The sequence below is a fragment of the Kribbella caucasensis genome (assembly GCF_004361855.1).
Lineage (GTDB): Bacteria > Actinomycetota > Actinomycetes > Propionibacteriales > Kribbellaceae > Kribbella > Kribbella caucasensis.
The window spans coordinates 242,620-268,518 of record NZ_SNWQ01000005.1 but is presented as its reverse complement, the minus strand read 5'-3'; the positions used below and the strand labels follow the sequence as shown (position 1 = coordinate 268,518).

Annotated in this window: 22 protein-coding genes; 7 read left to right on the top strand and 15 right to left on the bottom strand. The window is 68.7% G+C overall.

The genetic code is table 11. The features are described from left to right. Together EV643_RS13025 and EV643_RS13020 are read right to left on the bottom strand one after the other, a co-directional pair. A complete protein-coding gene (locus tag EV643_RS13025) occupies positions 1-2,187 on the bottom strand; it encodes an alkaline phosphatase family protein (RefSeq protein ID WP_238165551.1) in 2,187 nt (728 codons plus the stop codon). Between the two features lie 152 nt (positions 2,188-2,339). After that, positions 2,340-3,644, bottom strand: coding sequence for a family 43 glycosylhydrolase (locus EV643_RS13020; protein ID WP_133800285.1), 1,305 nt, complete (start codon positions 3,642-3,644; stop codon positions 2,340-2,342). Positions 3,645-3,944: 300 nt separating this feature from the next. Here EV643_RS13020 and dacB point away from each other — a divergent pair, with 300 nt between their 5' ends. Genes dacB through EV643_RS13005 form a run of 3 tightly spaced genes read left to right on the top strand, consistent with a single transcriptional unit; the run spans position 3,945 to position 7,517 of the window. Further along, on the top strand, positions 3,945-5,552 hold the full coding sequence (gene dacB / locus EV643_RS13015) for a D-alanyl-D-alanine carboxypeptidase/D-alanyl-D-alanine endopeptidase (RefSeq protein ID WP_238165550.1): 1,608 nt from the start codon (positions 3,945-3,947) through the stop codon (positions 5,550-5,552). Positions 5,553-5,592: 40 nt separating this feature from the next. After that, positions 5,593-6,546, top strand: coding sequence for a GNAT family N-acetyltransferase (locus EV643_RS13010; RefSeq protein WP_166665431.1), 954 nt, complete (start codon positions 5,593-5,595; stop codon positions 6,544-6,546). Beyond that, positions 6,546-7,517: a GNAT family N-acetyltransferase gene (locus EV643_RS13005; protein WP_238165549.1), complete on the top strand. Its 972-nt coding sequence runs from the start codon at positions 6,546-6,548 to the stop codon at positions 7,515-7,517. Before EV643_RS13010 ends, EV643_RS13005 begins: the two co-directional genes overlap by 1 nt. Positions 7,518-7,600: 83 nt before the next feature. Here the strand turns inward: EV643_RS13005 and EV643_RS13000 are convergent, their stop codons facing one another. Both EV643_RS13000 and EV643_RS12995 read right to left on the bottom strand, forming a co-directional pair. Next, positions 7,601-8,209 carry a hypothetical protein gene (locus EV643_RS13000; protein ID WP_133800282.1) on the bottom strand — a complete coding sequence of 203 codons (609 nt, stop codon included), beginning with the start codon at positions 8,207-8,209 and terminating at the stop codon, positions 7,601-7,603. After that, positions 8,202-8,738, bottom strand: coding sequence for an RNA polymerase sigma factor (locus tag EV643_RS12995; protein WP_166665430.1), 537 nt, complete (start codon positions 8,736-8,738; stop codon positions 8,202-8,204). Before EV643_RS12995 ends, EV643_RS13000 begins: the two co-directional genes overlap by 8 nt. Positions 8,739-8,879: 141 nt before the next feature. On the opposite strand from EV643_RS12995, the gene EV643_RS12990 reads away from it, so the two are divergent. Both EV643_RS12990 and EV643_RS12985 read left to right on the top strand, forming a co-directional pair. Then, positions 8,880-9,476 carry an ArsR family transcriptional regulator gene (locus EV643_RS12990; protein ID WP_133800280.1) on the top strand — a complete coding sequence of 199 codons (597 nt, stop codon included), beginning with the start codon at positions 8,880-8,882 and terminating at the stop codon, positions 9,474-9,476. A 157-nt stretch (positions 9,477-9,633) separates the two neighbouring features. Continuing rightward, the gene (locus EV643_RS12985; protein WP_133800279.1) at positions 9,634-10,920 is read left to right on the top strand and encodes an MFS transporter; all 1,287 of its coding nucleotides are present in this window, start codon (positions 9,634-9,636) and stop codon (positions 10,918-10,920) included. A gap of 152 nt (positions 10,921-11,072) precedes the next feature. On the opposite strand, the gene EV643_RS12980 is transcribed toward EV643_RS12985, so the two are convergent. The 7 genes from EV643_RS12980 to priA form a co-directional block, all read right to left on the bottom strand. After that, positions 11,073-11,564 carry a MarR family winged helix-turn-helix transcriptional regulator gene (locus EV643_RS12980; protein WP_133800418.1) on the bottom strand — a complete coding sequence of 164 codons (492 nt, stop codon included), beginning with the start codon at positions 11,562-11,564 and terminating at the stop codon, positions 11,073-11,075. Between the two features lie 5 nt (positions 11,565-11,569). Continuing rightward, positions 11,570-12,331: an imidazole glycerol phosphate synthase subunit HisF gene (gene hisF / locus EV643_RS12975; protein WP_133800278.1), complete on the bottom strand. Its 762-nt coding sequence runs from the start codon at positions 12,329-12,331 to the stop codon at positions 11,570-11,572. Positions 12,332-12,433: 102 nt separating this feature from the next. After that, the gene (locus EV643_RS12970) at positions 12,434-13,366 is read right to left on the bottom strand and encodes a lysophospholipid acyltransferase family protein (protein ID WP_133800277.1); all 933 of its coding nucleotides are present in this window, start codon (positions 13,364-13,366) and stop codon (positions 12,434-12,436) included. A gap of 1 nt (position 13,367) precedes the next feature. Beyond that, a complete protein-coding gene (gene larAH / locus EV643_RS12965; protein ID WP_133800276.1) occupies positions 13,368-14,948 on the bottom strand; it encodes an NPN-dependent hydroxyacid isomerase, LarAH14/15/16 family in 1,581 nt (526 codons plus the stop codon). A 36-nt stretch (positions 14,949-14,984) separates the two neighbouring features. Continuing rightward, positions 14,985-16,184, bottom strand: a complete 1,200-nt coding sequence (locus tag EV643_RS12960; protein WP_133800275.1) for a zinc-dependent alcohol dehydrogenase — start codon at positions 16,182-16,184, stop codon at positions 14,985-14,987. Further along, the gene (locus EV643_RS12955) at positions 16,181-18,472 is read right to left on the bottom strand and encodes an HAD-IB family hydrolase (RefSeq protein WP_133800274.1); all 2,292 of its coding nucleotides are present in this window, start codon (positions 18,470-18,472) and stop codon (positions 16,181-16,183) included. The genes EV643_RS12960 and EV643_RS12955 overlap by 4 nt, the downstream gene beginning before the upstream one ends. After that, positions 18,469-19,206, bottom strand: a complete 738-nt coding sequence (gene priA / locus EV643_RS12950) for a bifunctional 1-(5-phosphoribosyl)-5-((5-phosphoribosylamino)methylideneamino)imidazole-4-carboxamide isomerase/phosphoribosylanthranilate isomerase PriA (RefSeq protein WP_133800273.1) — start codon at positions 19,204-19,206, stop codon at positions 18,469-18,471. Before priA ends, EV643_RS12955 begins: the two co-directional genes overlap by 4 nt. Positions 19,207-19,329: 123 nt before the next feature. Here priA and EV643_RS12945 point away from each other — a divergent pair, with 123 nt between their 5' ends. After that, positions 19,330-20,445 (top strand): cytochrome P450, encoded by a 1,116-nt coding sequence (locus EV643_RS12945; RefSeq protein WP_133800272.1) that lies wholly within the window; start codon positions 19,330-19,332, stop codon positions 20,443-20,445. A gap of 31 nt (positions 20,446-20,476) precedes the next feature. Here the strand turns inward: EV643_RS12945 and EV643_RS12940 are convergent, their stop codons facing one another. Beyond that, positions 20,477-21,244, bottom strand: coding sequence for a class I SAM-dependent methyltransferase (locus EV643_RS12940; RefSeq protein WP_238165548.1), 768 nt, complete (start codon positions 21,242-21,244; stop codon positions 20,477-20,479). A 200-nt stretch (positions 21,245-21,444) separates the two neighbouring features. After that, the gene (locus EV643_RS12935) at positions 21,445-22,221 is read right to left on the bottom strand and encodes a sulfite exporter TauE/SafE family protein (RefSeq protein ID WP_133800270.1); all 777 of its coding nucleotides are present in this window, start codon (positions 22,219-22,221) and stop codon (positions 21,445-21,447) included. Positions 22,222-22,409: 188 nt separating this feature from the next. Here EV643_RS12935 and EV643_RS12930 point away from each other — a divergent pair, with 188 nt between their 5' ends. Continuing rightward, positions 22,410-23,213: an N-acetyltransferase gene (locus EV643_RS12930; RefSeq protein ID WP_133800269.1), complete on the top strand. Its 804-nt coding sequence runs from the start codon at positions 22,410-22,412 to the stop codon at positions 23,211-23,213. 418 nt (positions 23,214-23,631) lie between these two features. On the opposite strand, the gene EV643_RS12925 is transcribed toward EV643_RS12930, so the two are convergent. Together EV643_RS12925 and EV643_RS12920 are read right to left on the bottom strand one after the other, a co-directional pair. Further along, on the bottom strand, positions 23,632-25,395 hold the full coding sequence (locus EV643_RS12925; RefSeq protein WP_133800268.1) for a proline--tRNA ligase: 1,764 nt from the start codon (positions 25,393-25,395) through the stop codon (positions 23,632-23,634). Between the two features lie 110 nt (positions 25,396-25,505). Continuing rightward, positions 25,506-25,877, bottom strand: a complete 372-nt coding sequence (locus EV643_RS12920; protein WP_133800267.1) for a DoxX family protein — start codon at positions 25,875-25,877, stop codon at positions 25,506-25,508. Positions 25,878-25,899 lie beyond the last annotated feature (22 nt).

The window sequence follows — 25,899 nt, the reverse complement described above, 5'->3', positions numbered from 1 at the left end:
TCAGGCCTCCACGCTCGCATCCGACGGGCTGGGCACGCGCTCCCCTGCCCGCCTGCCGGTGGTCAGCCGGCTGTCCGGGAAGTGCCCGTCGGCTTGCGTGAGCTCGGCCGGGTGCCTGCGCTGGCCGAGCTGGTCGAGCCAGCCGATCAGCAGCTCGTGCACCGCGTCGGAGCCTACGGGAGGCTCGTCGACGATCCAGCGGCGCGGGTGCACCAGTACGGCCTCGGTCTGCCAGCCGCCAATTCCGCCGTGGCAGCCGACCAGTTCCTCGAAGGCCGCGACCTCGTGGGTGTACTCGTCCAGCCGGCTGATCACGACTATGTCGCCGTTGTTCGGCATCTCCGCATGCCGCAGCATCGACGCCGCCGCCTGCGCCCCGTACTCCGCGAGCGGGTCGATTCCTTCGATCCGCCCGGTCCGGAGTACGCGGACTCCGGCGCGACCGATCGCGACCGGCCCCTCGGCCAGCGAGTCGACCACGACGAACCCGATCCCCGGATGGGTCGCCAGTCCCGGGATCAACCGCGGATGAAGCAGCTCGATCTCCTCCAGCGGGACCCGGCCGGGCGTGGTCGCGAGGTAGATCAGCGCCAGGTTGCCGGACGAGGTGACCACCATCTGCTCGTCGGCGGCGACCGGCGGATCGCAGTCGGCCGGCCCGAGCTCGACCTCGCCGCGCGACGCCTTGCCGTGGAAGGTCTTCCGGGTGACCGCGCCGGCCACGCTGCGGCGCAGGCTGAGCTCGGTCAGGAACGCGTTCACCGGACCCCAGCCCTCGGACTTACCGACCGCCGCGACCGGCTCCTTGGTGGTGTCGACCAGGTCGTCGACCACCTGCGGCAGAGTCCGCCCGTACCGCTGCAGGAAGGTCGAGCCCTGGCTCTGGCCGTGGTCGGACAGCACGACGATCTCGTACGAGTGCGGCAGGATCTCGATGATCCGCTTCAGCGCGCCGAGCACCCGGTCCAGTCCCTCCAGCGTCTGCAGGGACTCCGGCCGGGTCGGGCCGGCGTGGTGGGCGACCTCGTCGTAGTCGACGAAGTCGCAGTAGATCACCGGGGTGCCGTTGACCAGTTCGTCGGTGATCAGCGAGACGTTGAGATCGCGGAGCAGCACGTTCGAGACGGCGCGCAGGAAGATGTACGAACCGCCGCGCTTGACCCGCGGGACCAGCTTGCGGCGGCGCTGCCGGCGGGCCTGGTGGAGCTCCTTCACCATCTCGGCGACGCACAGCACCAGACCGCGGGCGGCACCCTGCGGACTGGAGAAGAACCGCACGTAACCGCGGCTCCGGGTCGGCGGCAGCGCGGCTCGGCTGAACACGAGCATCGAGTTCGGCGCGTCGCCGGACCAGTTGTTGCTGATGCTGACCCCGCCGTCGGCGAGCAGGCCGCGGCCGTCCGACATCCGCTTCTCCAGCTCGGCCGCGTCCCGGCCACGGTTGGTCACCATCACCCGGCCGGTCTCCTTCTCGTACCACCGGAAGGCCGGGATCTGACCGGAACCGCCGTGCAGGATGCCCGCCTGGCTCGCCGGGGTGGTGGCCGGGACTCCGGTGTGCCAACCGACCAGCGAGTGGCTGCCGTCCCGGATCCAGCCACCGAGGTGGGGCAGGTTGCCGGACAGCACCATCCAGTTCAGCAGCGGCGCCGACAACCCATCGAGCTGGATGATCAGCATCCCGGTCTTCGGTGCCGGCTGGATCCGCCGCGCCTTCCGGCGTACCCCGCGCATCACCTCGGCCGCATACGCGTCGTCGCTGCCGGCGTATGCGACCCAGCCGACGAAGGCGCTCACCGACGACATCACGATCGACACCAGCCACACCGCCTCGACGCCACCGTGCAGGTTGACCCCCGGGTCAAGGGTGATGCCCAGGTACACGACGCCGAATTGGGACAACAACCCGCCGACCAGGACGCCGATGGACCCGATCAGCAGCGCGATCGCGGCCAGCAGCCAGCGCATCAGCAGCCCGATCACAGCGAGCAGCACGGCCAGCCGCAGTACCGGCACGGTGCCGTCGCTGCTGATCTGCGGCAGCGTCCAGAAGGTGATGACCAGCGAGACCAGGGACGCCAGGCCGCCGTACAGCAGCGCCTGCAGGCCGACCGTGGTACGGCGCAGGCTCAGCTGGATCGGCAGCCGGCGCCGGTCGCCGGAGACCTGTTCAGGTGGTTTTGCCAACCTTCGGACTCCCGTTCGAGTGCGGTAGTGCATCTCCGAGAGTACGAGGCAACGCCGACAGCGCTGCTACTGCGCCACGCGGCGGACGGGTGCTTCCCGGGTCCGAACGGGGTGGGCGCCCGGGTCATCCCCGACTCCGGGCGCCCTGAACCTCACTGGAGCTCGAGGTAGTCCACCTCGGTATAGGAGTTGCCCTTGGTCAGCCGGATGGTGTTCCAGCCTTCGTTCAGGGTGATCGGGGCCGAGGTCTGCTGCCAGTTGTCCCAGCCGGTCACGGGGTAGCTGACCGCGCCCTGGTTGTTGCCGTTGACAACCACGCCGTGGCTGGCGGTGGTGCTGGTTCCGTTCGCGTAGCCGACCCACAGAGTGTAGCCGCCCGCACGTGGTGCGTACACGGTGTTCTCCACCCAAGAGTCGGCGTAGTCGATATACGCCGCGACCGCGCCCTGGGAGGCCCCCGCCGCGCCTGTCCGGACGACGCAGTGGTTGAGGGTGCCGCGTTCGGCCTCGGTACGGACCCGGCTGCCGCGGACCACCGGGAAGTCGTTCGCCCAGCCGAGGTCGGCGACGTACAGGTGTCTCGAGCCGTTCACCCAGCCGTGCAGGAAGACCTTGTCGCTGGTGAAGTCGGCGCCGCCCGGGCCGCAGACGTGGTTGTCGAAGCTGGCCGTGGTCATGAGGGGCCGGTACGCGATGGTCCACGGGCCTGTGAGCGACGGCGAGGTCGCGTACGAGGTGAGGTAGTTGCAGTCGGTGTACCCGCCGCCGGAGAAGAACAGGACGAACTGGCTGCCGCGCTGGACCAGATCCGGCGCCTCGATGACGCCGCTGGACGAGAGCAACGCGGTATTGCCGCTCACGAGCGTGGTGCCGTTGTTCGCCGTACGGGTCAGCCAGAGGGTGGAGTTCACGCCGATCGCGTTGCCGTCGTTCTTCCACACCAGGTACCGGGTGCCGTCGTTGGCGACGAAGGTGTTGGCGTCGATCGCGCCGCCGAGGTCGAGCGGGCAGATCAGCGGCTGGCTCCCGACCGGGGTGAACGGGCCAAGCGGCGAGCTCGCGGTCGCTACGCCGATGCACTGCCTCCCGGACGCCTTGTGCCAGGCCGTGTACGTGAGGGTGAAACTGCCGTCCGGGTTCGGGTGGACATCGGGTGCCCAGGTGCGGCCCGATTGCGCCCAGCCAGCCGACGGGCCGCCTGGCATCGCGTCGCCGCGGATCGTCCATGGGCCGTTCGCGGCCGGCGCGCTCGCCACCGGCACATGCCCGCGGCCGTTGTTCGTCGAGTAGGCGTACCAGGTGCCGTTGTGCTGGAACACGTCCGGATCCGGGAAGTCCTCCCCGATCACCACACCCGGAAACACCGCCGCTGTCGTCTTCAGCTCCCCGGCCGCCGCCGGTACCGAAACCACCAGCGCGGCCAGGACAGTCATCACCGCCAGAATTCGTCTGCGCATCACACAACTCCTCAGGTGGGGCGGAACCTGTCGCGCCGAACTTTTCCATCGATTCACCTGACGCGCGAGAGCTCAGCCGCGTGCAGCTCGACAGGACGTAGTCATGTACGTATAGGCGCTCCCCCACGGGGCGGGAGGGGTCCGGGGGTTCGGTTTGGGCACTACCTCATGTCGAGCTGCACAGGAACCTGGGCTGATCGCTGGACCGCAGGCTCGCGCGGGTGTTGACTCCGCTTGTTGGTTTCCGCCTGAGGGGTTGGAGTTCTTGTGAAATTTCTACCAAGGATGTCGCGGCGTGGGGTGGTCGCTGTCGCGGCGGCCGTGGCGGCGAGCGCGGGGCTCGTCAGCCAGCCGGTCGGCACAGCACAGGTCGGCGTCGGGCAGGTCGGCGCGGCACAGGTCGGCGCAGGGCAGGTCGGCGGAGGGCAGGTCGGCGTGCAGGCGATTGGATTGCCGCAGCAGCTGGACACGTTGCTGAGCGACTCGCGGTTCCAGGGGTCGCAGGTGGCCCTCGTCGTCCGGGACGCGACGACCGGCGAGACCGTGTACGACCGCAACGGCGGGACGCGGATGCTCCCAGCGTCGAACACCAAGCTGTTCTCGTCGACGGCCGCGATGCACACGCTCGGGCCGGACTACCGGTTCCACACCGACGTTCTGGCGACCGCGCCCGTCCGGGACGGCAAGTTGCGCGGAGACCTTTATCTGAAGGGATACGGCGACCCGACCGCGCTCGAGTCGGACTACGTCGACCTCGCCAAGCAGGTCGCGCAGTCCGGGGTGAAGCGGATCGACGGCGACCTGGTCGCGGACGACACCTACTTCGACCACGTCCGCCTCGGCGACAGCTGGGCCTGGGACGACGAGCCGTTCTACTACTCGGCCCAGATCTCCGCGCTGACCCTCGCACCGAACGCCGACTACGACTCCGGTACGGCGATCGTCGAGAGCCTGCCCGGATCCGCGATCGGCAAGCCGGTCAAGCTCACCCTGGTCCCCGCGAACGGCGTCCTCAAACTCGTCAACACCGCCACCACCGGCGCGGCCGGATCCGCGAACACGCTCAGCATCGAGCGCGACCACGGCACCAACCTCGTCCGGGTGACCGGCTCGATCCCAGTCGACGACACGACCGCCGGCGTGGAGTGGGTGACCGTCTGGGAGCCCGAGGTGTACGCCGCCGACGTCTTCCGGCGCGCACTCGCTGCCCAGGGCGTGCTGGTCTACGGCCGGATCAAGATCGGCGCGACCCCGGTCGACCAGGCCCGGCAGCTCGCCCGGGACGAGTCGATGACGGTCGGCGAACTGATGACCCCGTTCCTCAAGCTGTCGAACAACATGCACGCCGAGACCCTGGTCAAGGCGATGGGGGCCGTCGCCGCCGCGAACGGAAGCTGGTCCGCCGGCCTCGCCGTCGCCACGCAATACGCGCAGAGCGTCGGCGTGGACACCAGCACGATCCGTCTGTCCGACGGGTCCGGCCTGTCCCGCAAGGTCAACGTGACGGCGGACAGCATCACCGACCTCCTACTGGCCGCGCAGAAGGAGCCTTGGTTCCAGCAGTGGTACGACGCCCTGCCGATTGCCGGCAACCCGGACCGATTCGTCGGCGGGACCCTGCGCAACCGGATGCGGAACACGCCCGCGGCGGACAACCTGCACGGCAAGACCGGGTCGCTCACCGGCGTGACGTCACTTTCCGGTTACGTCACCGACAGGGACGGCCGCAAGCTGGTGTTCGCGATGATGAGCAACAACTACCTGGTCAGCCCGCGCTCGGTCGAGGACGCGGTCGGCGTCACCCTCGCCTCGTGGACCTCGCAGGCACCCGTCGCCGCCATCGCGCCCGACACGACCCGCTCCGTTCAGGTCGCCGACGAATGCGGCGAGTGGGACAAGGCCTGCTAATGCGATGGACAGTACGGCGGTCGTTCTCCAGGCTGATCGCATGACCGCCGTACTGCCCGTTCACCACACCTTCCGCCGGCCGACCGTGTCCGATACGGAGGCGATCTTCGAGCTGGTCGCGGCCCGGAACATCGCGGCGGTCGGGTTCGCCGACTACACCCTCGACGACATGGTCGACGAACTGGCCGAGCCCGGGTTCGACCCCGAAACCGACGGCTGGCTGGTGTACGACGGCGATCGGGTTGCGGGCTACGGGACTGTCTTCGCCAAGGGAGATCGCCAGATCGTCGACATCGAGGTGGTCGCCGAAGAACGCGTGGTCGCCGACTGGCTGCTCGACCGGATCCTGGTCCGCGCCGCCGAACTCGGCCGGAGTGAGGGCCATACCGAGATCTCCGTCGACACCGGTGCGTACCGGACCGATGAGAGCAAGCGCGTCCTGCTGGCGGATCGCGGTTTCACCCCCGGTACGACGTACCACCGGATGCGCGTGGACCACACCGAAAGGCCGCCGGTCCCCGAACCTCCGCCCGGTGTGGTGGTTCGCCGCGGCGCACCCGACGACGCCAGCCGGCGCGCGGCGCACGCAGTACTGAATGCGAGTTTCGACGGGCAGTTCGGGTTCATCCCGCGGCCGTACGACGAGTGGTTCGAGGCGCATGACTCGCGGTCGACGTTCGACTGGTCGCAGATCACGCTGCTCGAGGTCGACGGCCGGGCGGTTGCCTTCCTGGAGTGCACGGACGAGTTCGTTCCGGATGAGAACTGCAACTACATAGGGCGGTTGGGCGTACTCCGGGAGGCGCGCGGGCGTGGTCTCGCGAAGTACCTCCTGCGTGACGCGTTCGCCCGTGACGCCGCAGTCGGCCGGACCGGAACGATCCTGCATGTGGACACGAACAACCCAACACCGGCGCTCGATCTCTACCTGTCGGTCCGCATGCGCGCCGTCCTCGTGATCGACGTCTGGCGCCTGAAACTGGCGATCGACTGATGCCCGCAAACACGCCTGCGAACCTGCCCGGGAACCTGCCCGCCGGGCTGACCGTCCGGCCGATCCGGCCCGATGACATCGAGGCGATCCACGCCCAGATGGCCGCGTACACGACGAGGCTGCTCGGCTATCCGAAGCACAGTCTGGACAATGTTGCGGACTACCTCCGCAACCCCGCGCTCAGCCTCGCCACCGACAGCTGGCTCGTGTTCGACGGCACCGAGATCGTCGGCACCAGCTCAGCACTCCTGCACATCGGCACGGATCGCATCAGCCTGGACGTCTTCGCCGCCGACCGGGTAGTCGCGGGTTGGCTCCTCGACAACGGCACCGCGCACTGCTCGACGATGTCCACCGGCCTGGATGAGGTGACGGTCAAGGTCGGTGTGCTGCGCGAGGACGAGGCGATGGTCGCGCTGCTCAGCGAGCGCGGGATGACCTTGGAGACCTCGCACCAGCGGATGCGGATCGACCACGAGCCAACGCTCGAGGCTCCGCCGGCGCCGGCCGGGGTCGCAGTACGGCGTGGGACCTTCGACGACGCGACGCGGCGGGCTGCTCATCAGGTGATCGCGACGACGTTCGCGGATCAGCCCGGGGCGGTGCCGCCGCCGTACGACGATTGGCTGGCGTCACGGGAAGCGCGGTCGACCTTCGACTGGTCGCTGATGACGTTGCTGGAGATCGATGGGCGGGCCGTCGCGGCGCGGGAGTGCAGCGACAACTTCGTGGCGAGTGAGGACTGCGGGTATATCGGACGGCTCGCCGTACTCGCGGAGGCTCGTGGGCGGGGGTTGGCGAAGTACTTGCTGCGGGATCAGTTCGCACTGGATGCGGCGGCCGGGCGGAGCGGGACGATGCTGCATGTGGACAACTCGAATCCGACGCCGGCGGTCGGCCTGTACCTGGGCGTCGGCATGCGCCCGACCGTGACCAGCGACATCTGGACGCAGGTGATCCCGGCCCGCTGAAGCTCGCGTTGGTGCTCCGCGGCGGAGATACATTGCGGTCGACGTCCTCGCCGGGGTGGTCGCGGTCCGCCCCGGCGAGGACGTCAGTTCAGCACCACTCGGTCGCCTGTGCTGCCGGCCAGGACCGTCCGGCCGGCGAGGGACGAGCGCAGGTCCAGCTGAATCCGCAACGGTCCGCCCTGGGGCTTGAAGCACTCCTGGGTCTCGGGCTGGTCCGGTGCGACCGAGTACCGGTACGCGGCGATCCGGACCGTGGCCGCGTCCTGGGAGAGGATCCGGACCACGGTGTGCGGCAGGCAGGTCTCCCCCGCCGCCTCATCCCGGACCGTCTCGACCACCAGCACGGAAGGTGAATCCGGCGACGGCCGCACAGCCGACACCCGGATCTCCTTCTGCAGTATCAGCAACGTGGTACCGAACTTGAACTGAGCCGGCGGCGGCCCGTCGTCGAGCACGCTGACGGTGGGCGTCTCCGTCGGCGCCGCGGGTTCCTCCGCCTGCGGCAGGTTGGAGCCGATCAGGGCGATCCCGGCCACGAGCACCACCATGGCCGCGACGGCGAGCTGATTGCGCCGGCGCTTCCGCCGCCGAACCACCCGCTCCACTCCCGCGAACGGCGGTGCCTCCCGCGGCGTCTGCTCGTCGACGTATTCGACCAGCAGGTCTCTCACCTCAGGCCCGAGCTCAGGCATGGCGCGGCACCTCCTCTTCGACAGCGAGCAGCGGGGCCAGCGCCTGTCGCGCCCGGGCCAACCGGGACTTCACGGTGCCCGGGGGCAGTTGCAGCTCGTCGGCGATCTGCTCGATCGACAGATCCATCACGTGGTGCAGCACCACGACGGCTCGCTGGGCCGGCGTGATCCTCGCCAACGCCGCCGCGACATCCAGGGCTTCCCCGTCCGGCTCCCGCACTTCCCCAGTCCTTCCCAGCAACTTGGCCGAGGCCTTCGCCGCCACCTGCTGACGACGCAACCGGCTGATCAGCGTCCGTACCGCGACCGCCCGCACCCAGGCCTCCGGATCGTCGTACCGGCGGACGCTGCTCCACCGGCCGAGCAACTTCACGTACGCGTCCTGCGCGACCTCCTCGGCGTCGGCACGGGACCCGCCGATGGACACCAGTACGCCGATCAGACGCGGCCAGGTGCGGGCATAGAGCGCCGCGACCTCCGCATTCGGATCCGCCTCGGGGTCCCTCACACCGGTAACACGCGCAGCCACCCGATCAGGTTCCCTCCAATTTCCTTCCCTACCCCACCACCCCGGTCCCGCCGATCTCCCGGCGGTGGAACGAGTGGATCGAAAGCTTCGGGTTTCCCGCGAGGGTTGCCTTCCCGAGATCTGAGAGATTACTCTCGAAACATGTCTCTCAGAAATCCGTACGGCGATTTCGAGGTCACCGATCCGCAGGCGATGCGGGCGCTGGCTCATCCGGTCCGGCTGGCCGCGCTCAGTTATCTGCAGAAGAACGGGCCGGCGACCGCGACCCAGTTGTCCGAGCACGTCGGCGCCTCGCCGTCGGTGACCAGCTGGCACCTGCGGCACCTCGCGTCGTTCGGATTGGTGAGCGACGGACCGCCGCCGGACGGGGTTGCCGATCGACGGCAGCGCTGGTGGCAGGCGGTCGCCCGCGGATTCCGGTTCGAGATGCCGGACACCCTCGAAGGCGCCGAGGCGGGGCGGCAGTTGATGGCCACGATGATGAACCAGGCGCTGGATTCGGCACGCCATTGGCTGGCCGAGACCGAGCCGACACTTGATCCGGAATGGAGTCGCGTGACCGGCTCGGCGAACACCCGGGTCCACCTCACGATCGATGAACTCGAGGCATTGGAGAACGCAATACAGGACCTGATCGCGCCGTACGTGCAACGGGGCGATGAGGGCGCGCCGGCCGACGCCCGGCCGGTCCGGATGATCCGCATGGTGTTGCCGGACACCATCGACCGACCTTCGTAGGTTGCCGAGCGCAACCGACTGACCTCGCGGTTGCCGGCCGCAGCCGATACGCCTTCGCGGTTGCTCGACACAACCGATTTCGCGGTTGCTCGACGCAACCGAATCACCTTCGCGGTTGCCGGACGCAACCGACCGACCCTTCGTAGGGAGAACAGCTGTGAGGACTTTGCCTGCCACCAGCCTGTGGCGTAACCGCCCGTTCCGCACCTTCTGGTCGGCGCAGGCCGTGTCGGAGTTCGGCGACCGGATCAGCGAGCTGGCCTTGCCGTTGATCGCGGTCACCATGCTCGACGCGTCCCCGAGTCAGGTCGGCTTCCTGACCGCGGCGGTGTGGTTGCCGAATCTGCTGTCGCTGTTCATCGGCACGTGGGTGGACCAGCGCCGCGACAAACGTCCGCTGATGATCGCGGCCGACCTGAGCCGGACGGTGTTGTTGCTGACCCTGCCGGCGGCGTACTGGCTCGACCTGCTCACGCTCACCCAGCTCTACGTGATCGCGATCCTGGCCGGGACCGCGCACGTCGTTTTCAACACCGCGTACTCCGCATTCTTCGTGCGACTGGTGTCGCGGGACCACTTCCTGGAGGCCAACAGCAAGTTGTCGGCGACCCGGTCGATCTCGTTCATGGCCGGGCCGGCGGCCGGTGGTGTGCTGGTACAGGTACTGACGGCGCCGGTCGCGATCGTGGTGGACGCGTTGTCGTTCATGTTCTCCGCAGTGCAGCTGGCGCGGCTGAAGACGCCTGCCGGTGAGGCCGACGAGGTGAAGGAGCCGCTGCTGCGACGGGCCCGGGCGGGGATGGGCTATGTACTGCGGCATCCGTATCTGCGGGCCAGTCTGGGCTGCGCGACGACGGTGAACTTCTTCAACCTGATCGGGATGGCGCTGCTGGTGCTGTTCGCGAGCCGGACCCTGGAGTTGTCGGCCGGGACGATCGGGCTGGCGTTCGGGATCGGCGCGTCGGGCGGCCTCCTGGGCGCGGTGGCGGCGGCGCCGTTGACCCGGCTGCTCGGCGCTGGGCGGTTGATCGCGTTCGGGGCGATCGTGTTCCCGGGTTCGATCGCGCTGGCCGCGTTCGCGACGGGTCCGGTGTGGGTCAGGGTGGCGGCTTTGGCGGTGGCGGAGTTCGTGGGGGCGTTCGCGGTGATGTGTTTCGACGTACCGCTGAACTCCTTGCAGGCGGCCGTTATCCACGACCATATGCGGAGCCGGGTGTCGGGGGCGTTCAGCAGTATCAACTACGGCGTACGGCCGCTCGGGGCTGTCATCGGCGGACTCCTCGGCACGTGGATCGGCGTACGGGAGACGCTACTGATCTCGGCCTGCGGTGGGTTCCTGGCGGTGCTGTGGTTGTTGCGCTCCCCCATCATCCACACGCGTTCGCTGGACAACCTGGAGCCGCCTGCCATGACAGCGGCGCCGGTCGAGGCGCCGCTGTCATAGCAGCTCAGTCCCACCCAGGTGTGCCCCAAGACCACCCCCCACCATGCCTGATCGGGCACAGAATCACGTGGCTTGAACAAGAACGCGGGACCGTGAACAACCTGTGGCTAGTTCACGGTCCCGTGTTGTTGTTCAAGGTCCTCTCGGCCCCGTTAGCTGAGGTCGGAGTTCAAGCGGGAGAGTAGGCGGGCCAGATCGGCGAGGTCTGGGGGGTCCCAGCGGTTGAGGATGGCTCGGAACTGGGCTCGGCGTTGGGTGCGCATCGCGCCGAAGGAGGCGGCGCCGGAGTCGGTGAGGCGGAGGAGACGGGCTCGGCCGTCGTCGGGGTCGCCTACGCGTTCGATCAGGCCGAGGGATTCGAGTTGGGTGAGGCCTCGGCTGACAGTGGATTTGTCGAGGCCGAGGGCTTGGGCGACGTCGGAGGCGCGGACGCCGGGGCCGCCGGCGGAGGTGCCTTGTTCGATCTGGGAGATCAGGGCGTAGCCGGCGGCGTCCATCTCGGGGTGGACTCGGCGGGCGAGTTGCATCGAGGCGGAGCGGGAGCGGCGGAGGAGGACGGAGAGTTCCTGTTCGACGTCCGCGATCAGGCTGCTGCTCTCCGGGCGTTCCCGGTCTGCCGAGGTTGGGTGGTTCTGGGCCAGCATGTCGCTCACCGGACCACGATGCCTGCGTCGCGGAGGGACTTCTTGACGTCGGCGAGGCGCAGGTCGCCGAAGTGGAAGACACTCGCCGCCAGTACTGCGTCCGCGCCCGCCTCAACCGCCGGCGGGAAGTGTTCGGGCGCGCCCGCTCCCCCGCTGGCGATCAGCGGTACGTCGACGACCGCGCGGACCGCACGGATGAGTTCCAGGTCGAAGCCCTGTTTGGTGCCGTCGGCATCCATCGAGTTGAGGAGGATCTCGCCCGCGCCGAGTTCGCAACCGCGCTGGGCCCACTCGATCGCGTCCAGCCCGGCCGACCGGCGTCCGCCGTGCGTGGTCACCTCGAACCCACTCGGCTGCTCCGCGGATCGCCGTACGTCGAGGGACAGCACGAGCACCTGGTTGCCGAACCGGTGCGCGATCTCCCGGATCACCTCGGGCCGCGCGATCGCGCCGGTGTTGATGCCGACCTTGTCCGCACCGGCTCGGAGCAGCCGATCCACGTCGGCCGCCTCCCGTACGCCGCCACCGACCGTGAGCGGGATGAACACCTGCTCGGCCGTCCGCCGGACCACCTCGTACGTCGTTTCGCGTGATCCCGACGATGCGGTGATGTCGAGGAAGGTCAGCTCGTCGGCCCCCTCCGCGTCGTACACCTGGGCCATCTCGACCGGGTCCCCGGCGTCGCGCAGGTCGGCGAAGTTGACACCCTTGACCACCCGCCCGGCATCCACATCCAGGCAGGGAATCACTCGCACGGCAAGGCTCATGCGCCCAAGCCTACCGATCCGCCGACCTTGTCCGGACCACCCGACGGCCGCCGAGACCGCCTCACCTGCACAGACCGCAAGCCCAGCACCACACTCCGCCGCTTACTTCCAGGCGCGGCGTTTTGTGGCGGCGGGCTTGATGGGGGCGGTGGACTCCCAGACTCGGCGCCAGCGGGCCGCGTCCGGGCCGGACTGGGAGGGCGACGTGCCGGCGGCGACCCGGCGGCGGGCCTCCCACCAGGTGGTCGACTCCTCGTCCAGCAAGGCCGAGACCGCAGCCGAGATCCGAGGCGCAAAGTCACGCGCACTCTCACCCTCAGCCGGCCGCAACGGATCGCCGTACCGGACCGCGACCGTAGGTCGACCTGGCACCGGCCAGCCCCGACCACGAGGCATCGCGGCGAAGGAGCCCTTGATGCCGACCGGGACCACCGGTACGCCGTGCTCCACGGCCAGGTACGCCGCACCCATCCGGAACCGTTCCATCCACCCGTCGGGCGACCGGGTGCCCTCAGGGAAGACGACCACGTTCCACCCGTCCGCGAGCAGATCGCCGGGCTGCGAACTGAGTTTGCCGCCACGGCGCTCGATCGGGAACGTGTTGAACACGATCGCCGAAGCCGTCGCCCGCCACCAGGTGTCGAAGAAGTAGTCGGCCGCGGCGGCCACCGCGGTCTTTCGCCGCATCGCGTCCGGCAGCGTGCAAAGCACGAGCGGGGTGTCGAGATGCGACGAGTGGTTCGCCACGATCAGCGCGGGCCCGTCCAGCTTGAGCAACGAGTCGAGCCCGCTGACCTGCGGGTTCACCTCGAACCGCAGGACGGAGTTCAGCGCGCCCTTCTGCAGCACCTCCCGGACGGCGATCGCTGCCGGCGTCCGGGCCCACTTGGTCGGGAAGACCGACTTCTCCCGCGGGATCACGTACGGCTCGGCCGAGCGCGGCACCTGCGGCCGACGGCCCCACCGCCAGCCGCGCGCAACCACCCGAACGTCCCGCGCGGTGTCCCGGCTGAACTTCACCAGATTCGTACCCATGTCAGCGCACGTCCGCGAGCAGGTGCGGCGGGTTGTGCAGGTAGGTGATCGACGGCGACCGGCCGACCGAGTGGCTCACCATCTCCAGCGCGTCCGGCAGCGTCGAGGCGGACCGGAAGCCCATCCGCTCGACCGTCTTGCGGTTCGCGCCGACCCAGACGATGTCGCCGCAGTGGTCCAGCGCGTGCGAGATCCAGTACCACATGTAGAACGGGTGCACGCCGTGGTACGCGTACGACGTCCGGTACAGGTGGATGTACCACGGGTCCTCGGCGTACTGCTTCTCGAACTTCGCCTCGATGGTGGCCGGGTCGGTCGACTCGGACAGCACCTCCTCGAAGAAGTCCACGTACGACGGGTGGTGCAGCTGGCTGAACTCGTAGTCGACCGGGTGGTACAGGATGACCGCGCCGTCCTTGCGGACGATCGGGTTGCCCCGGTACGAGTTGAAGTAGTAGCCCAGTCCCATGCAGGCGGCCAGGATCGGGTTCATCACCGAGTTCACGTTGTACGGGCCGATGAACGGCACGCCCATGATCGCGACGTCGGACTGACCCTGCACCTCGACCAGGTGCTGGCGGTGCACGTTATCCAGGGTCTTGTCGTGCACCGGCTCGATCTTGCCGGCGTGGATCCCGGTCAGGCCGTAGTTCGACCGGACGTCGGTGAAGATCTTGTGCCGCATCTTGGCCGGGGCCAGGTCGAGGCCGCGCTTGGTCGCGAGCATCGAGGCCTGGTCCTTGATCGACCACTCCCACTCGCGCTTCTGCAGGAACTCCAGCGGACCGCCGAAGATGTCGTTGTTCAGCGAGGTCTCGATCTGGAAGACCTTGACGTGCTGGGTCAGGACCTCGCCCATCCGCCAGGCCGACTCGTGCATCTTCGAGGCCTTGTGGTCCATGAACGACCGGGAGTGGATCATCGTGTGGCTGTTGTGGTGGTGCTTCAGCGACTTGTACGACGCCAGCCCGATCGACGTCGACTTGTGGCCGCCGTCCATCGCCACCAGGTTCACGTTCACGTAGACGAGCAGGTCGGACTCGGCCGCCCGCTTGGAGATCTCGACGTCCTCGCCGTGCCGGGTCTGGCCCAGGTGAGTCAGGTTGTCGCGGTCCTCGGCGTCGAAGTTGTAGAGCTTGCCGTCGGGGAAGAACGACCGGAACACCCGCTCGCCGACGATGTCGCGCAGCTCGTTCGGGGTGAGCCGGCGGTGCAGCGCGTTCGCGGAGATCAGCTCGACGTCGTCGACCCCGGCGTCCGCGGCCATCGTCAGCACGGCCTCGATGATGCGCTGCCGGATGTCCGGCTTCTTCATCGGCGGCAATGGGATGGAGATGTCGTCGAACGCGATCGTCAGCCGCATCCCGGCGTACAGGAGTTCCGGCAGCGGCTCCGACTCGAGCGGGTTCAGCAACGCGTTCTGGATCGCCTCCTCCACGTCGCGCACCGGCGGCAGCGCCTCCGGCGGGTACACCACCCGGGTGCCGAGCGGGAAGCGCTCCAGCAGGAATCCCTCACCGTTGTGCACGAGCAGCGGCGGCGTCCGGTCGTCCACCTCAAGCACAAACCCTGGCCGAGACATGTCAGAACCTCTCTCGTCGTACGTTCGACGGGCCAGTCATGAAGCCCTCACATCAAAAGCGACCTTCACGGTCCCCAAACGGCCGGCGGACTGTGCGTGGTCCAGCGCCTCACGCCACCGGTAGAGCGGGTACCGCGCCCCGACGATCCCGTCCAGCGGGGCCTTCGCGGCGATTTCCAGCGCGGTCTCGAAGGCGGGCCGGTCGTTCGGCTCCACCCGCGAGGAGGCATACGTGCCGGTCAGCTCCAGTTCGCGGAACCACACCGGCGACAGGTCCGCGCCCGTCGACGGCATGCCGGCCAGGACCACCCGGCCGCCTGCCTTGGTCACCCGCAGCACGGTGTCGATCGAGTCCTTGCTGCCGACCGCGTCCACGGCCACGTCGACACCGCCGAGCAGGAACTCCTTGGCGTTCAGCTCCGGCTTCAGCCGGAAGGCGCCGGTGGCCCGGCGGACGCCGCGGAAGACCTCGTCGGGCGCGACCACGTCGCTCGCGCCGAACGCCCGAGCCAGCTCACGCTGCTTGGGGTGCTTGGCGACGACGGTGATCCGGCCGGCCTGGGTCAGCTCGCGCAGCGCGAGAGTCGCGAACAGCCCGACCGCGCCCGCACCGCTCACCAGGACGGACTGCCCCGGCTCGACCTTGGCCCTGAATGCGGTGTGCACCGCGCCCGACAGCGGCTCGGTCAGGACCGCCCGCTCGTCCGACAGACCGTCCGGTACGGCGTACAGCTGGCTGCGGTGGGCGACCATGACGTTGCCCCAGCCGCCACCGGTGTCCTGGCAGAAGCCGGTCTGGAGTCCGGGCGCGACGTGGCCGACGGTGATCCGGTCGCAGCGGTTGGTGCGGCCGGAGACGCAGCCCGCACAGGGCTCGACGCCGCGGGCCGCGCAGGTGAGCACCGAGTCCATCACGACGCGGGTGCCCTTCGGCAGGTCCTCGCAGTCGTCGAGCAGTTCGCCGACGATCTCGTGACCGGGGACGAACGGCATCGACACCAGCGCCGAGAAGTACAGCTTGGTGTGACCGGTGACCATGCCGAGGTCGGAGCCGCAGATACCGGACAGGATCGGCCGGATCCGCGCCCAGCCCTCCTTGTCGGCCTTCGGCTCGTTGATCGTGACGAGTCGCAGCGGCGCGGCCGGGCCGGTCAGGATGCCGGGGATCCGGCTCCCCATCGCCTTCGCGGCCAGGAACTTGGCCGGCGACCGGTACATCTCGAGTGCGAGCATCATCGGGCGTTCACCCCAGGGATCTCCAGGCGGGACGAGGTGGATGGGGTCTTCCAGTCGACGATCTGCCAGCGCGCGGCCCGGGCGGCCCGGAACAGCGGCACGTCCGGCGACACGGCGACCGGGTTGCCGACGGCCTGCAGCATCGGGAGATCCGAGTGGCTGTCGGCGTAGGCGAAGGACTTGGACAGGTCGATGTTCGTACCGCGGGCGCGGTGCTTGATCCACGCGGCCCGGGACTCGCCGACCAGGGGAGGTCCGGTGAGGAACCCGGTACAGCGACCTCGGTCGTCGACGGCCAACTCGGCCGCGACGATCTCGTCGAACAACGGCTCCAGCGGCCGGGTCAGCGGGCGGACCGCGCCGGTAATCAGGATCGTGCGGTGACCGGCGGCCTTGTGCTCGCGGATCCGCCGGACGGCCGCGCCACTGAGCCGTTCCAGTACGTGCTCGGCCAGGACCTCGTCGACGATGCGGTTCAGCTCTTCCAGATCGGCACCCTCATAGCGGCGGTAGATCGTGCGCAGGAAGGTGCCGCGGTCCTTGCGCTCGGCCGCGATCAGCTTCGGCAGCTTGCGCAGCATCGCCCCGATCTCGCCGACCCGCTGGTGGCTGTCCAGCTCGGGCAGCCGCATCCACAGGTAGGTCTCGATCACGTTCGACGACAGCAGCGTGCCGTCCATGTCGAACGCGGCGATGATCTCGCCGCCGTCGGACGGGTCCAGCTTCTTCAACGAGCCCGCGGACTCCGCGAGCGCCTTGTTCCGCTTCTTCCGTACGACGTCCAGCCGGCGCAGCGAGTCCGTCACGCTCGGGCAGTGGACTTCCTGCAGGTAGTACTGCCAGTCCACGATCGACGTGTCGCACCAGAACTTCTCCTGGTCGTCACCCTCGAGCGCGTTGTGCAACGCGAGCACGTTGTCGTCGATGAACTGGAGCTCCGCCTGCGCGTACTCGGCGTACAGGTCCATGTAGCGGCGGAGGAAGTCCAGCCGGCGCTTCTGTACGTCGAGCTCGCGGGCGTACTTGCGGGTGCGCTCGCCGCGCGGGACGTGGGTGATGATCTGGTCGGCGATCTTGTGCGCGCGTTCGCCGTGCCGAAGCAGGGTCTCCACCGTCTCGCCACCGGGGAACTTCCAGACCGGCAGCCGGACGGCGCCCCGCTCGCCCAGGTCGAAGGGGTGCTTGGAGAAGTACGCCCGCACGCCGGCGTACAGCTGCTCGAAGGTCAGCGGGTTCCGCGCACCGGAGCTGACGTGGTAATACTCCGGCTTCGACAGCTCGGGCTCGGTCGCCATCACCGCGCAGATCGCGCCGACGACGTGGTCGACCGGCACGATCTCGACCACCGAGTCGGGGCTGGCCGGGAACTCCGGCAGCTCACCGCGGCCGTACGCCAGGATCAGCGGCTCGGCCATCTTGAAGCCCTCGATCCAGCCCGGGTGCGGGCTCTGCACCGCGGACTCGATGATCGCCGGCCGGACTATCGAGGTCGGCAGCGTCTTCGAGAACTCCTCGACCACGCGCTCGCCGAGTGCCTTGGTGAACGTGTAGCAGTCGGTCCAGCCGAGGCTGCGGGCCCGCTCGGTGCCGGTCTCGACCAGCTTCTTCGCGACCCACTCGGTACGCCGGCGCTCGGTGTCGGCCGCCGCGGTCAGGTGACCGGCCCGGCGGTGCAGCTTCTCCGACTCCTTGCGGAACTTCACCAGCATCGCGGCGCCGCGGGACGCCTCCTCGATCCGGGCCTTCATCGCCATCCCGGCCTCGGCCTCGGTCCGCCAGTCGACGTTGTGCTCGACCGGGGCCTCGGGGATCGCGCCGCGGCGGCGACCGGCCGTGTAGGCGGTGGAGATGTGCACGTAGTGAACCGGTCTGCCTGTCTCGACGATCCGCTCGAGCAGGCTCTTGGTGCCGAGCACGTTGGTGGTGAACGCCTCGTGGATCGGCGGGTCGAAGCTCACGTCGCCGGCGCAGTGCACGACGATGTCGAGATCCTTCGGCAACTCCGGCACGTCGGACAGGTCGCCTTCGACGACCTCGATCCGGGCGTTGGTGAGCGCCTCGGCGTCGGCGTACGGGGTGTTCTCGCCGTAGAAGGGCTTGAAGATGTCCTTCTTCAGCAACTGGGCCATCCGGTCGGTGCCCTTGAGCGAGCCCTTCGGCCGGATGATCGCGACCACGGTCGTGGTCGGCAGCTCGCCGAGGATCCGGTGCAGCAGCGCCTCACCGACGAACCCGGTGGCGCCGGTGACCAGGACCTTCTTACCTGCCAGCTTGTCGGCAAGCCTCACTTGTCGCCTCCACGGGTGAGTTCGAGTGCCTCGGTCAGGGTGAACGCGCCGGCATACAGTGCCTTACCCACGATCACGCCCTCCACGCCGTCCTTGACGAGCGTGCCGAGTGCTTTGAGGTCGTCCAGGCTGGAGACTCCGCCGGAGGCGATGATCGGCTTGGCGGTGCGCGCGCACAGGTCGCGGTACAGGTCCAGGTTGGGGCCCTGGAGCATGCCGTCCTTGGTCACGTCGGTGACGACGTACCGCTCGCAGCCGGCCGCCTCGAGGCGCTCGAGCACCTCGTAGAGGTCGCCGCCCTCCTTGGTCCAGCCGCGGGCCGCGAGGGTCCGGCCGCGGACGTCCAGGCCGATCGCGATCCGGTCGCCGTACTGCTGGATGATCCGGTCACACCACTCGGGGTCTTCGAGCGCGGCGGTGCCGATGTTGACGCGGCGCGCACCGGTTGCGAGGGCCGCTTTGAGCGAGTCGTCGTCGCGGATCCCGCCGGACAGCTCCACGTGTACGTCGAGCTTGCCGGTCACGTCCGCGAGCAGCTCACGGTTGCTGCCGCGACCGAACGCGGCGTCCAGGTCGACCAGGTGAATCCACTCGGCCCCGGCCTCCTGCCAGGCCAGCGCGGCGGCCAGTGGATCGCCGTACGAGGTCTCGCTGCCGGCCTCGCCCTGCACCAGCCGGACAGCCTGACCATCCGCCACATCCACGGCAGGAAGCAGCACCAGGTTCTCAGACATGGCCCACACCCTAGATGGCTTCAGTTCCCCTTCCGTAACCCGCTGCCTCGCTGAGTCGTTGGCCTCCAATCTGTCTCAGCAATACCAGTTGAGCCTGTGGTCTGCATCGTACGCTCGGTCTCGATGACGACTCTCGCCGAGCTGGAAGACGACCCGCACCCGGCGCTGGCGGCGCTGCGGCCGGTCGGGTGGGTCGACGCGTTGAACGGCTGGGTGGTGAGCAGCCGGGAGCACGCGATGCAGGTGATGCGTGATCCAGAGACCTTCACGGTCGACGATCCGCGATTCTCGACGGCGCAGGTGGTGGGGCCGTCGATGCTGTCGTTGGACGGTACTGCGCACGCCGCGCACCGGGCTCCTTTTGAGAAGCCGTTCGGGCTGGCGGAGACGAGAGCTCGATTTGCGGATGTGGTCTCGCAGACCGTGGACGATCTGGTCGGCGCGATTGTGGCTTCCGGCTCTTCCGACCTGCGTCGTACCGTCGCCGGGCCGTTGTCGGTGGCGGTGGTCGCCTACTCTCTCGGTTTGCCGCCTGCCTCGGCCGCGACGGTGCTCGGGTGGTACGAGGCGATCTCGGATTCGGTCACGGGCGTCTCGGCCGGGCGGCCGGTCACCGCGGAAGGTGCGGAGGCGTTCGCCCTTCTGCACGCACATGTTGCCGCGGGCATCGATTCCCCCTCACTGGTCGCCGAGGCGGCGCGCGCGGGTCTGGGGGTCGACGAGGTGGTCGCGAATGCCGCGGTGCTGATGTTCGGCGGCATCGAGACCACCGAGGGGATGATCACCAACGCCCTCTGGCATCTCCTCAACCACCGCTCGCAGCTCGACCTGGTTCTGGCCGATCCGTCGCTGCTTGCGAATGCCGTCGAAGAATCCCTCCGCTTGGAGCCGGCCGCCGCGGTGGTGGACCGCTACGCCACCCGCGACATCTCGTTGGCCGGCGCCTCGATCCGCCGAGGCGATTTCGTCATCGTCTCCCTGGCCGGCGCCGGCCGCGACCCTCTCGTCTTCTCAGACCCCGACACGTTCGATGTACGCCGCCCGAACGCCCGCCGACACCTCGCCTTCGCCAGCGGCCCCCACATCTGCCTCGGCATGCACCTGGCCCGCCTCGAAGCCCTCACCGCCCTGACCCGCCTGCTCCAACTCCCCGACCTCCGCCTTGACCCGGAATCCCCCGCCCCTCACGGCCTCGTCTTCCGCAAACCCTCCGCAGTCAAGGTCCACTGGGACACCTGAGCACTCAGGATCCGCTTGGGCACCTGAGCACTCAGGATCCGCTTGGGCACCTGAGCACGAGCACCGCAGCCGGGAACAAAGGCAGCGGACGATCGGGGTCAGCCGACGCGTCCCGCTCGAACTCCTCGAAGCCAGCCTCGATCTCCTCCGCCGGCAGATGTTCGAAGGTGGACAGCGCCCTCGTCCGCACCCTCTCGTACGACGCCTGCAAGGTCCGCGGACCTTCAACGGTCGCCCAAACCGGCTCCTCGTCCGGCACGAGCCCGGCCGCCTCCGCCAGCGCGCGGGTCTCCGCGAGCGTCAGGTACATCCCCGCATCAACGGCCCGTGCCGAGGGGAAGTACTTGTACCAAGGCAGATCCGGCATCGAGTCCGCGAACTGGGTCCGCAACAGAACCACGCCGCCAGGCCGTAGTACTCGTCTCAACTCCCGCAGCGCGCGCCGTTGGTCGGCGAAGTGGTGGAACGCGAGATAGACCAGCGCCACGTCGCAACTGTCGTCGGGCAACGGGATGTCCTCCGCCGCCCCGTCCAGATACGTCACCCGTGGATGGGCTGCTCCCGCGATCGCCTGCTCCCGCATCCCCGCGGACGGCTCCACCCCGTACACGGGCCCACCGAACTCCTCCGCCAGCGCCGGCGTGAACCGCCCGATCCCCGCCCCCAGATCCAGCACCGCCAACGGTCGCTCCGCGGGCACCAACCGCGCAAACTCCCGCATCCACAACCGCAGACTCTCCGTGTCCAGCCCCCGCCCCGCGGCATAAACCCGATGCAACCGCCCGTCGTAATCAACCATGCCCAACCCTCTCCAACCACCCCGACCGCTCCACGTCCGGGGTCTGCTGCCGACACAGCCGGGGTATTTGCGTACCGATGGACAGGAGGTAGTCCGCTCATCGGCAAACCTTCACGCCTGAACCCACCGAAATTTGCGCCTCACAACCGACCACCGCCTGTCGACTGGTACGCCGACCAAGGCCCAGGACGCCTTCACTGTCAGGCGAAGAAGATGTCGTAGGCGAGTCGGAGGATGAGGGCGGAGACGACGGTCAGGAAGATGATGCGGACGAAGCGGCTGCCGCGGGCGACTGCGGTTCGGGCGCCGAGCAGGCCGCCGAGCATGTTGGCGACGCCCATCGTCAGGCCGAGTGCCCAGAGCGGTGAGCCGTGTGCCGCGAAGACCGCGATCGCCCCGAGGTTTGTCGCGACGTTCGCGATCTTCGCCTTCGCGCTCGCCTGCAGGAAGTTGTAGCCGAGCAACCCGACCAACGCGAAGATCAGGAACGACCCCGTCCCCGGCCCGACCGCACCGTCGTAGAACCCGATCAGCACACCGACCGCGCCCGCCACCGCGTAGTGCGTCTGCCCGTCGAACCGCAACGCAGTACGGGCTCCCAGCGAAGGCTTCATCGCGGTGTAAACGGCAACCGCCACCAGCAGCACCAGCACGATCGGCTTGAACCACGACATCGGGATCTTCGTCGCCACCAACGCCCCCGCGGCCGCCCCGAGCCCGGCCAGGATCGTCAGCGGCAGGACGGTACGCCGATCCGGCCGCACCTTGACCCCGAACGTCACCGCACTCGTCGTCGTACCGCACAACGAGGAGATCTTGTTCGTGGAGAGGATCTGCGCCGGCGACGCGTTCGGCAACCCCAGCAGCATCGCCGGCAACTGGATCAGCCCACCGCCACCGACGACCGCATCGATCCACCCGGCCGAGAAGGCCGCGATCACCAGGAAGATCAGGGTCCAGAGAGTTACGTCAGGCACAGCGGCGCACCAGGCAGAATACGATCACGCATCGATGATCAGGTAAGGGCATTATTCAGCTCAACCCTTACAAGCTGTGACAGCAACAACAACGGCGCCCCGCTGCGGTTGGTGAGGAGATCGCTGCGTGCTGGAGATGCTGAAGGCGGGTGGTGGTGCGTCAGCCCGGGCGGTGGAACAGTGAATGGATGGCCTCTTCGATCCTGCCGCCCGAGGGTGAGCAGCTCGCGACCGGCTGGGAGCCCGACCTTGAGGCGGCCGACTCGCTGGTCCGGCAGGCGGTCCTCGCGCACGCTTCCTGGGCGACCGACGCCGCGCGGCGAGCGGGCCGGCCCTGGTACGACGGGGACGTCTGGGCGGGCGGGATTCTCGGGGATCGCGGGCCGCTGACCAACTGGATCGTGCCGAAGCAGCCGGTGGATCCGGCCGAGGTGATCGCCGACGCCGCCCGCGAACTGCCGAACAACGTGCCCTACCTGTTCGTCAGCGCCTGGCCGACCCGCGATCTCCGCGAACACGGGCTCGCCCTGGCCGGCCATCCCCCGCTGATGCTGCGGTTCCCCTCCACCATGACGACGCCGCCCAGCACCGATCTGCAGCTCCGTGCTGTGACCGATGAGGCCGGCCTCGCGGAAGCCGAACGCGTCCTGATCGAGGGCTACCCCTTCCCCGAACTGCAACCGCATCAGCCCGGCCTGATCTACCACCCGTCCATCCTCGACGGCCCGTCCACCATCTGGCTCGGGTACGACGGTGACATCCCGCTCGCCACCTCGGTCGCCCACTCCGCCGCAGGAATCACGATCGTCGAGAACGTCGCCGTACTGCCCGCCGCCCGTGGTCGCGGAGCCGGCGCCGCCATCACCTGGGCCGCGACCACGCAGTACCCCGACCAGCCCGCCGCCCTCATCGCCAGCGACAACGGCCAACCGGTCTACGCCCGCCTCAACTACCACCGCCTGGAACGCTGGACCGTCTGGGTCCGCCCGTGACTTCCTCTCGGCGGTAGCATGCCGATGAAAGCCCCGGTGGACCGCTGACCTAGGTCATGTCGCCGGGGCCACGTCTTTCTGCGACAGGGTTCTTCCTTCGAAGCCACGCCGGTCACTGGAGCTGTCCAGCCGCACCTTGAGCACGGGCCAGTCGCGCATCACCCAAAGAGCCGCCTGACCGGTGCCCAAGGTGGACCCGCACAGACCGGCCTACCTCTGTGGCGGATCGTGCGAGGGAAATGCACGTATAGCGGTAAGAAAGCCGCACCAGTCGCCGCGAAGAAGGCTCCCCGATCCAGTGAGTGGTGTGGCAGTCCGGGGGCGCGCCGCATGCGCCGGAGTCCCCACCTCCGTTTGGAAGGTGGGGACTCCGGGGCTGAGCGGGTGGGTCGATCCAGTTGTCAGACGGCCGGTGGGGTCAACTGCGGACGACTGCGACCAAGTGGTCGACGATTTCGGCGACCGGGACGTCGGTGCGGTTGCCGGTGCGGCGGTCTTTGACCTCGATGGTGCCGTCGGCGAGACCCTTGCCGACGACGGCGATGGTCGGGACGCCGATCAGTTCGGCGTCCTTGAACTTCACCCCCGGCGACACCTTCTCGCGGTCGTCGTACAGCACCGACAGGCCGCGGGACTCCAGCTCCGCCGCGATCGACGCCGCCTTCTCGAACACCTCGGAATCCTTGCCAGTGGCAACCAGGTGGACATCGGCGGGCGAGATCTCGCGCGGCCAGACCAGGCCGAGCTCGTCGTGGTTGCCCTCGGCGATCGCGGCGACCGCACGGGTCACGCCGACGCCGTACGAGCCCATCGTGACGGTGACGAGCTTGCCGTTCTGGTCGAGCACCTTGAGGTCGAGGGCCTCGGCGTACTTCTTGCCGAGCTGGAAGATGTGCCCCATCTCGATCCCGCGGGCCGACGACAGCGGGCCGGATCCGTCCGGCGCCGGGTCACCGTCGCGCACCTCGGCGGCCTGGATCGTGCCGTCGGCGGTGAAGTCGCGGCCATGCACCAGGTTGATGACGTGGTACCCGGTCTTGTCCGCACCGGTCACCCACGCGGACCCCTCGGCGATCCGGGGGTCGAGCAGGTACCGGATGCCCGAGGCGTTCTCGGAGCCGAGCACGCCGGGACCGATGTACCCCTTCGCGAGCGCCGGGTTCTTCTCGAAGTCGGCGTCCTCGAACGCGACCACCTCGGCCGGATCCACCTGCGCGCCGAGCCGCTTCTCGTCGATCGCCCGGTCCCCCGGTACGCCGATCGCCAGCGGCTCGCGCGTCCCGTCGGGGTGCACGAGCATGACGATCACGTTCTTCAACGTGTCCGCGGCGGTCCACTCGCGACCGTCGGTCCGCTGGTGCTTCGCGTTCAGCGCGTCGACCAGGGTGTCGATCGTCGGCGTGTCCGGCGTGTCCACCACCTCGGTGGCGGGCACGGCCGACGCGTCGACGGCCGGCGCCTGCGGGACCACGACGGCCTCGACGTTCGCGGCGTACCCACCCGGGGAGCGGACGAAGGTGTCCTCACCGTTCTCCGCGATGGCCAGGAACTCCTCGGACGCCGAGCCGCCCATCGCGCCCGACATCGCTTTGACGATCACGTAGTCGAAGCCGAGCCGGTCGAAGATGTTGATGTACGCCTTGCGGTGCAGCTCGTACGACGCCTGCAGCCCGTCGGCGTCCACGTCGAACGAGTACGAGTCCTTCATCACGAACTCGCGCCCGCGCAGCACGCCGGCCCGCGGCCGCGCCTCGTCGCGGTACTTGTTCTGGATCTGGTAGATCGACAGCGGCAGGTCCTTGTACGACGAGTACAGGTCCTTCACCACCAGGGTGAACATCTCCTCGTGGGTCGGACCGAGCAGCATGTCGGCGCCCTTGCGATCCTTCAGCCGGAAGAGGTTCGGCCCGTACTCCGTCCAGCGGCCGGTCGCCTCGTAGGGCTCGCGCGGCAGCAGCGCCGGGAAGACCAGTTCCTGCGCGCCGATCGCGTCCATCTCGTCGCGCACGATCTGCTCGACGTTGCGCAGCACCTTCAGGCCGAGCGGCAGCCAGGTGTAGATCCCCGGGGCCGTGCGGCGAATGTACCCGGCGCGGACGAGCAGCTTGTGGCTCGGGACCTCCGCGTCCGCCGGGTCCTCGCGAAGGGTGCGGAGGAACAACGACGACATGCGCAGAATCACGGGAATCTCCAGCAAATACCAGTAGGAAAGGAAAACAACGGTCGCCCAAGAGGATATCCGTCTCAGGCGATTGCTCTCACCACTTTTCCACAGGGGGCAAGGGTGACGGGTCAGCGGGTCTCGCGGGCAGCGTTCAGAGCGGCACGGATGAGCGGGAGCTGGAGGGGCAGCCGGGCGAAGCCGATCGCCGCCGCGGTTGTCGAACCCTTGCGGTTGAGGTCGAGCGCCATCTGGACGTTGGCCGGGAAGACCGCGACCAGCAGGGCCGCGCTCGCCAGCCCGGCCGCGCGCCGGGTCCGCGGGTGCAGCAGACCGGCGGCACAGGCCAGCTCGGCCGCCCCGGAGGCGTAGACCAGTTGCTTCTTGGCAGGCAGAGCCCGCGGGATGATCTGCTCGAACGGCTTCGGCTTGGCGAAATGCAGGATGCCGAGCACGGCGAACAGCCCCGCAAGACCGGTGGTGCTTCTACTCCGTCCACTCATGAGGAGGACCTTACTGGCAGGT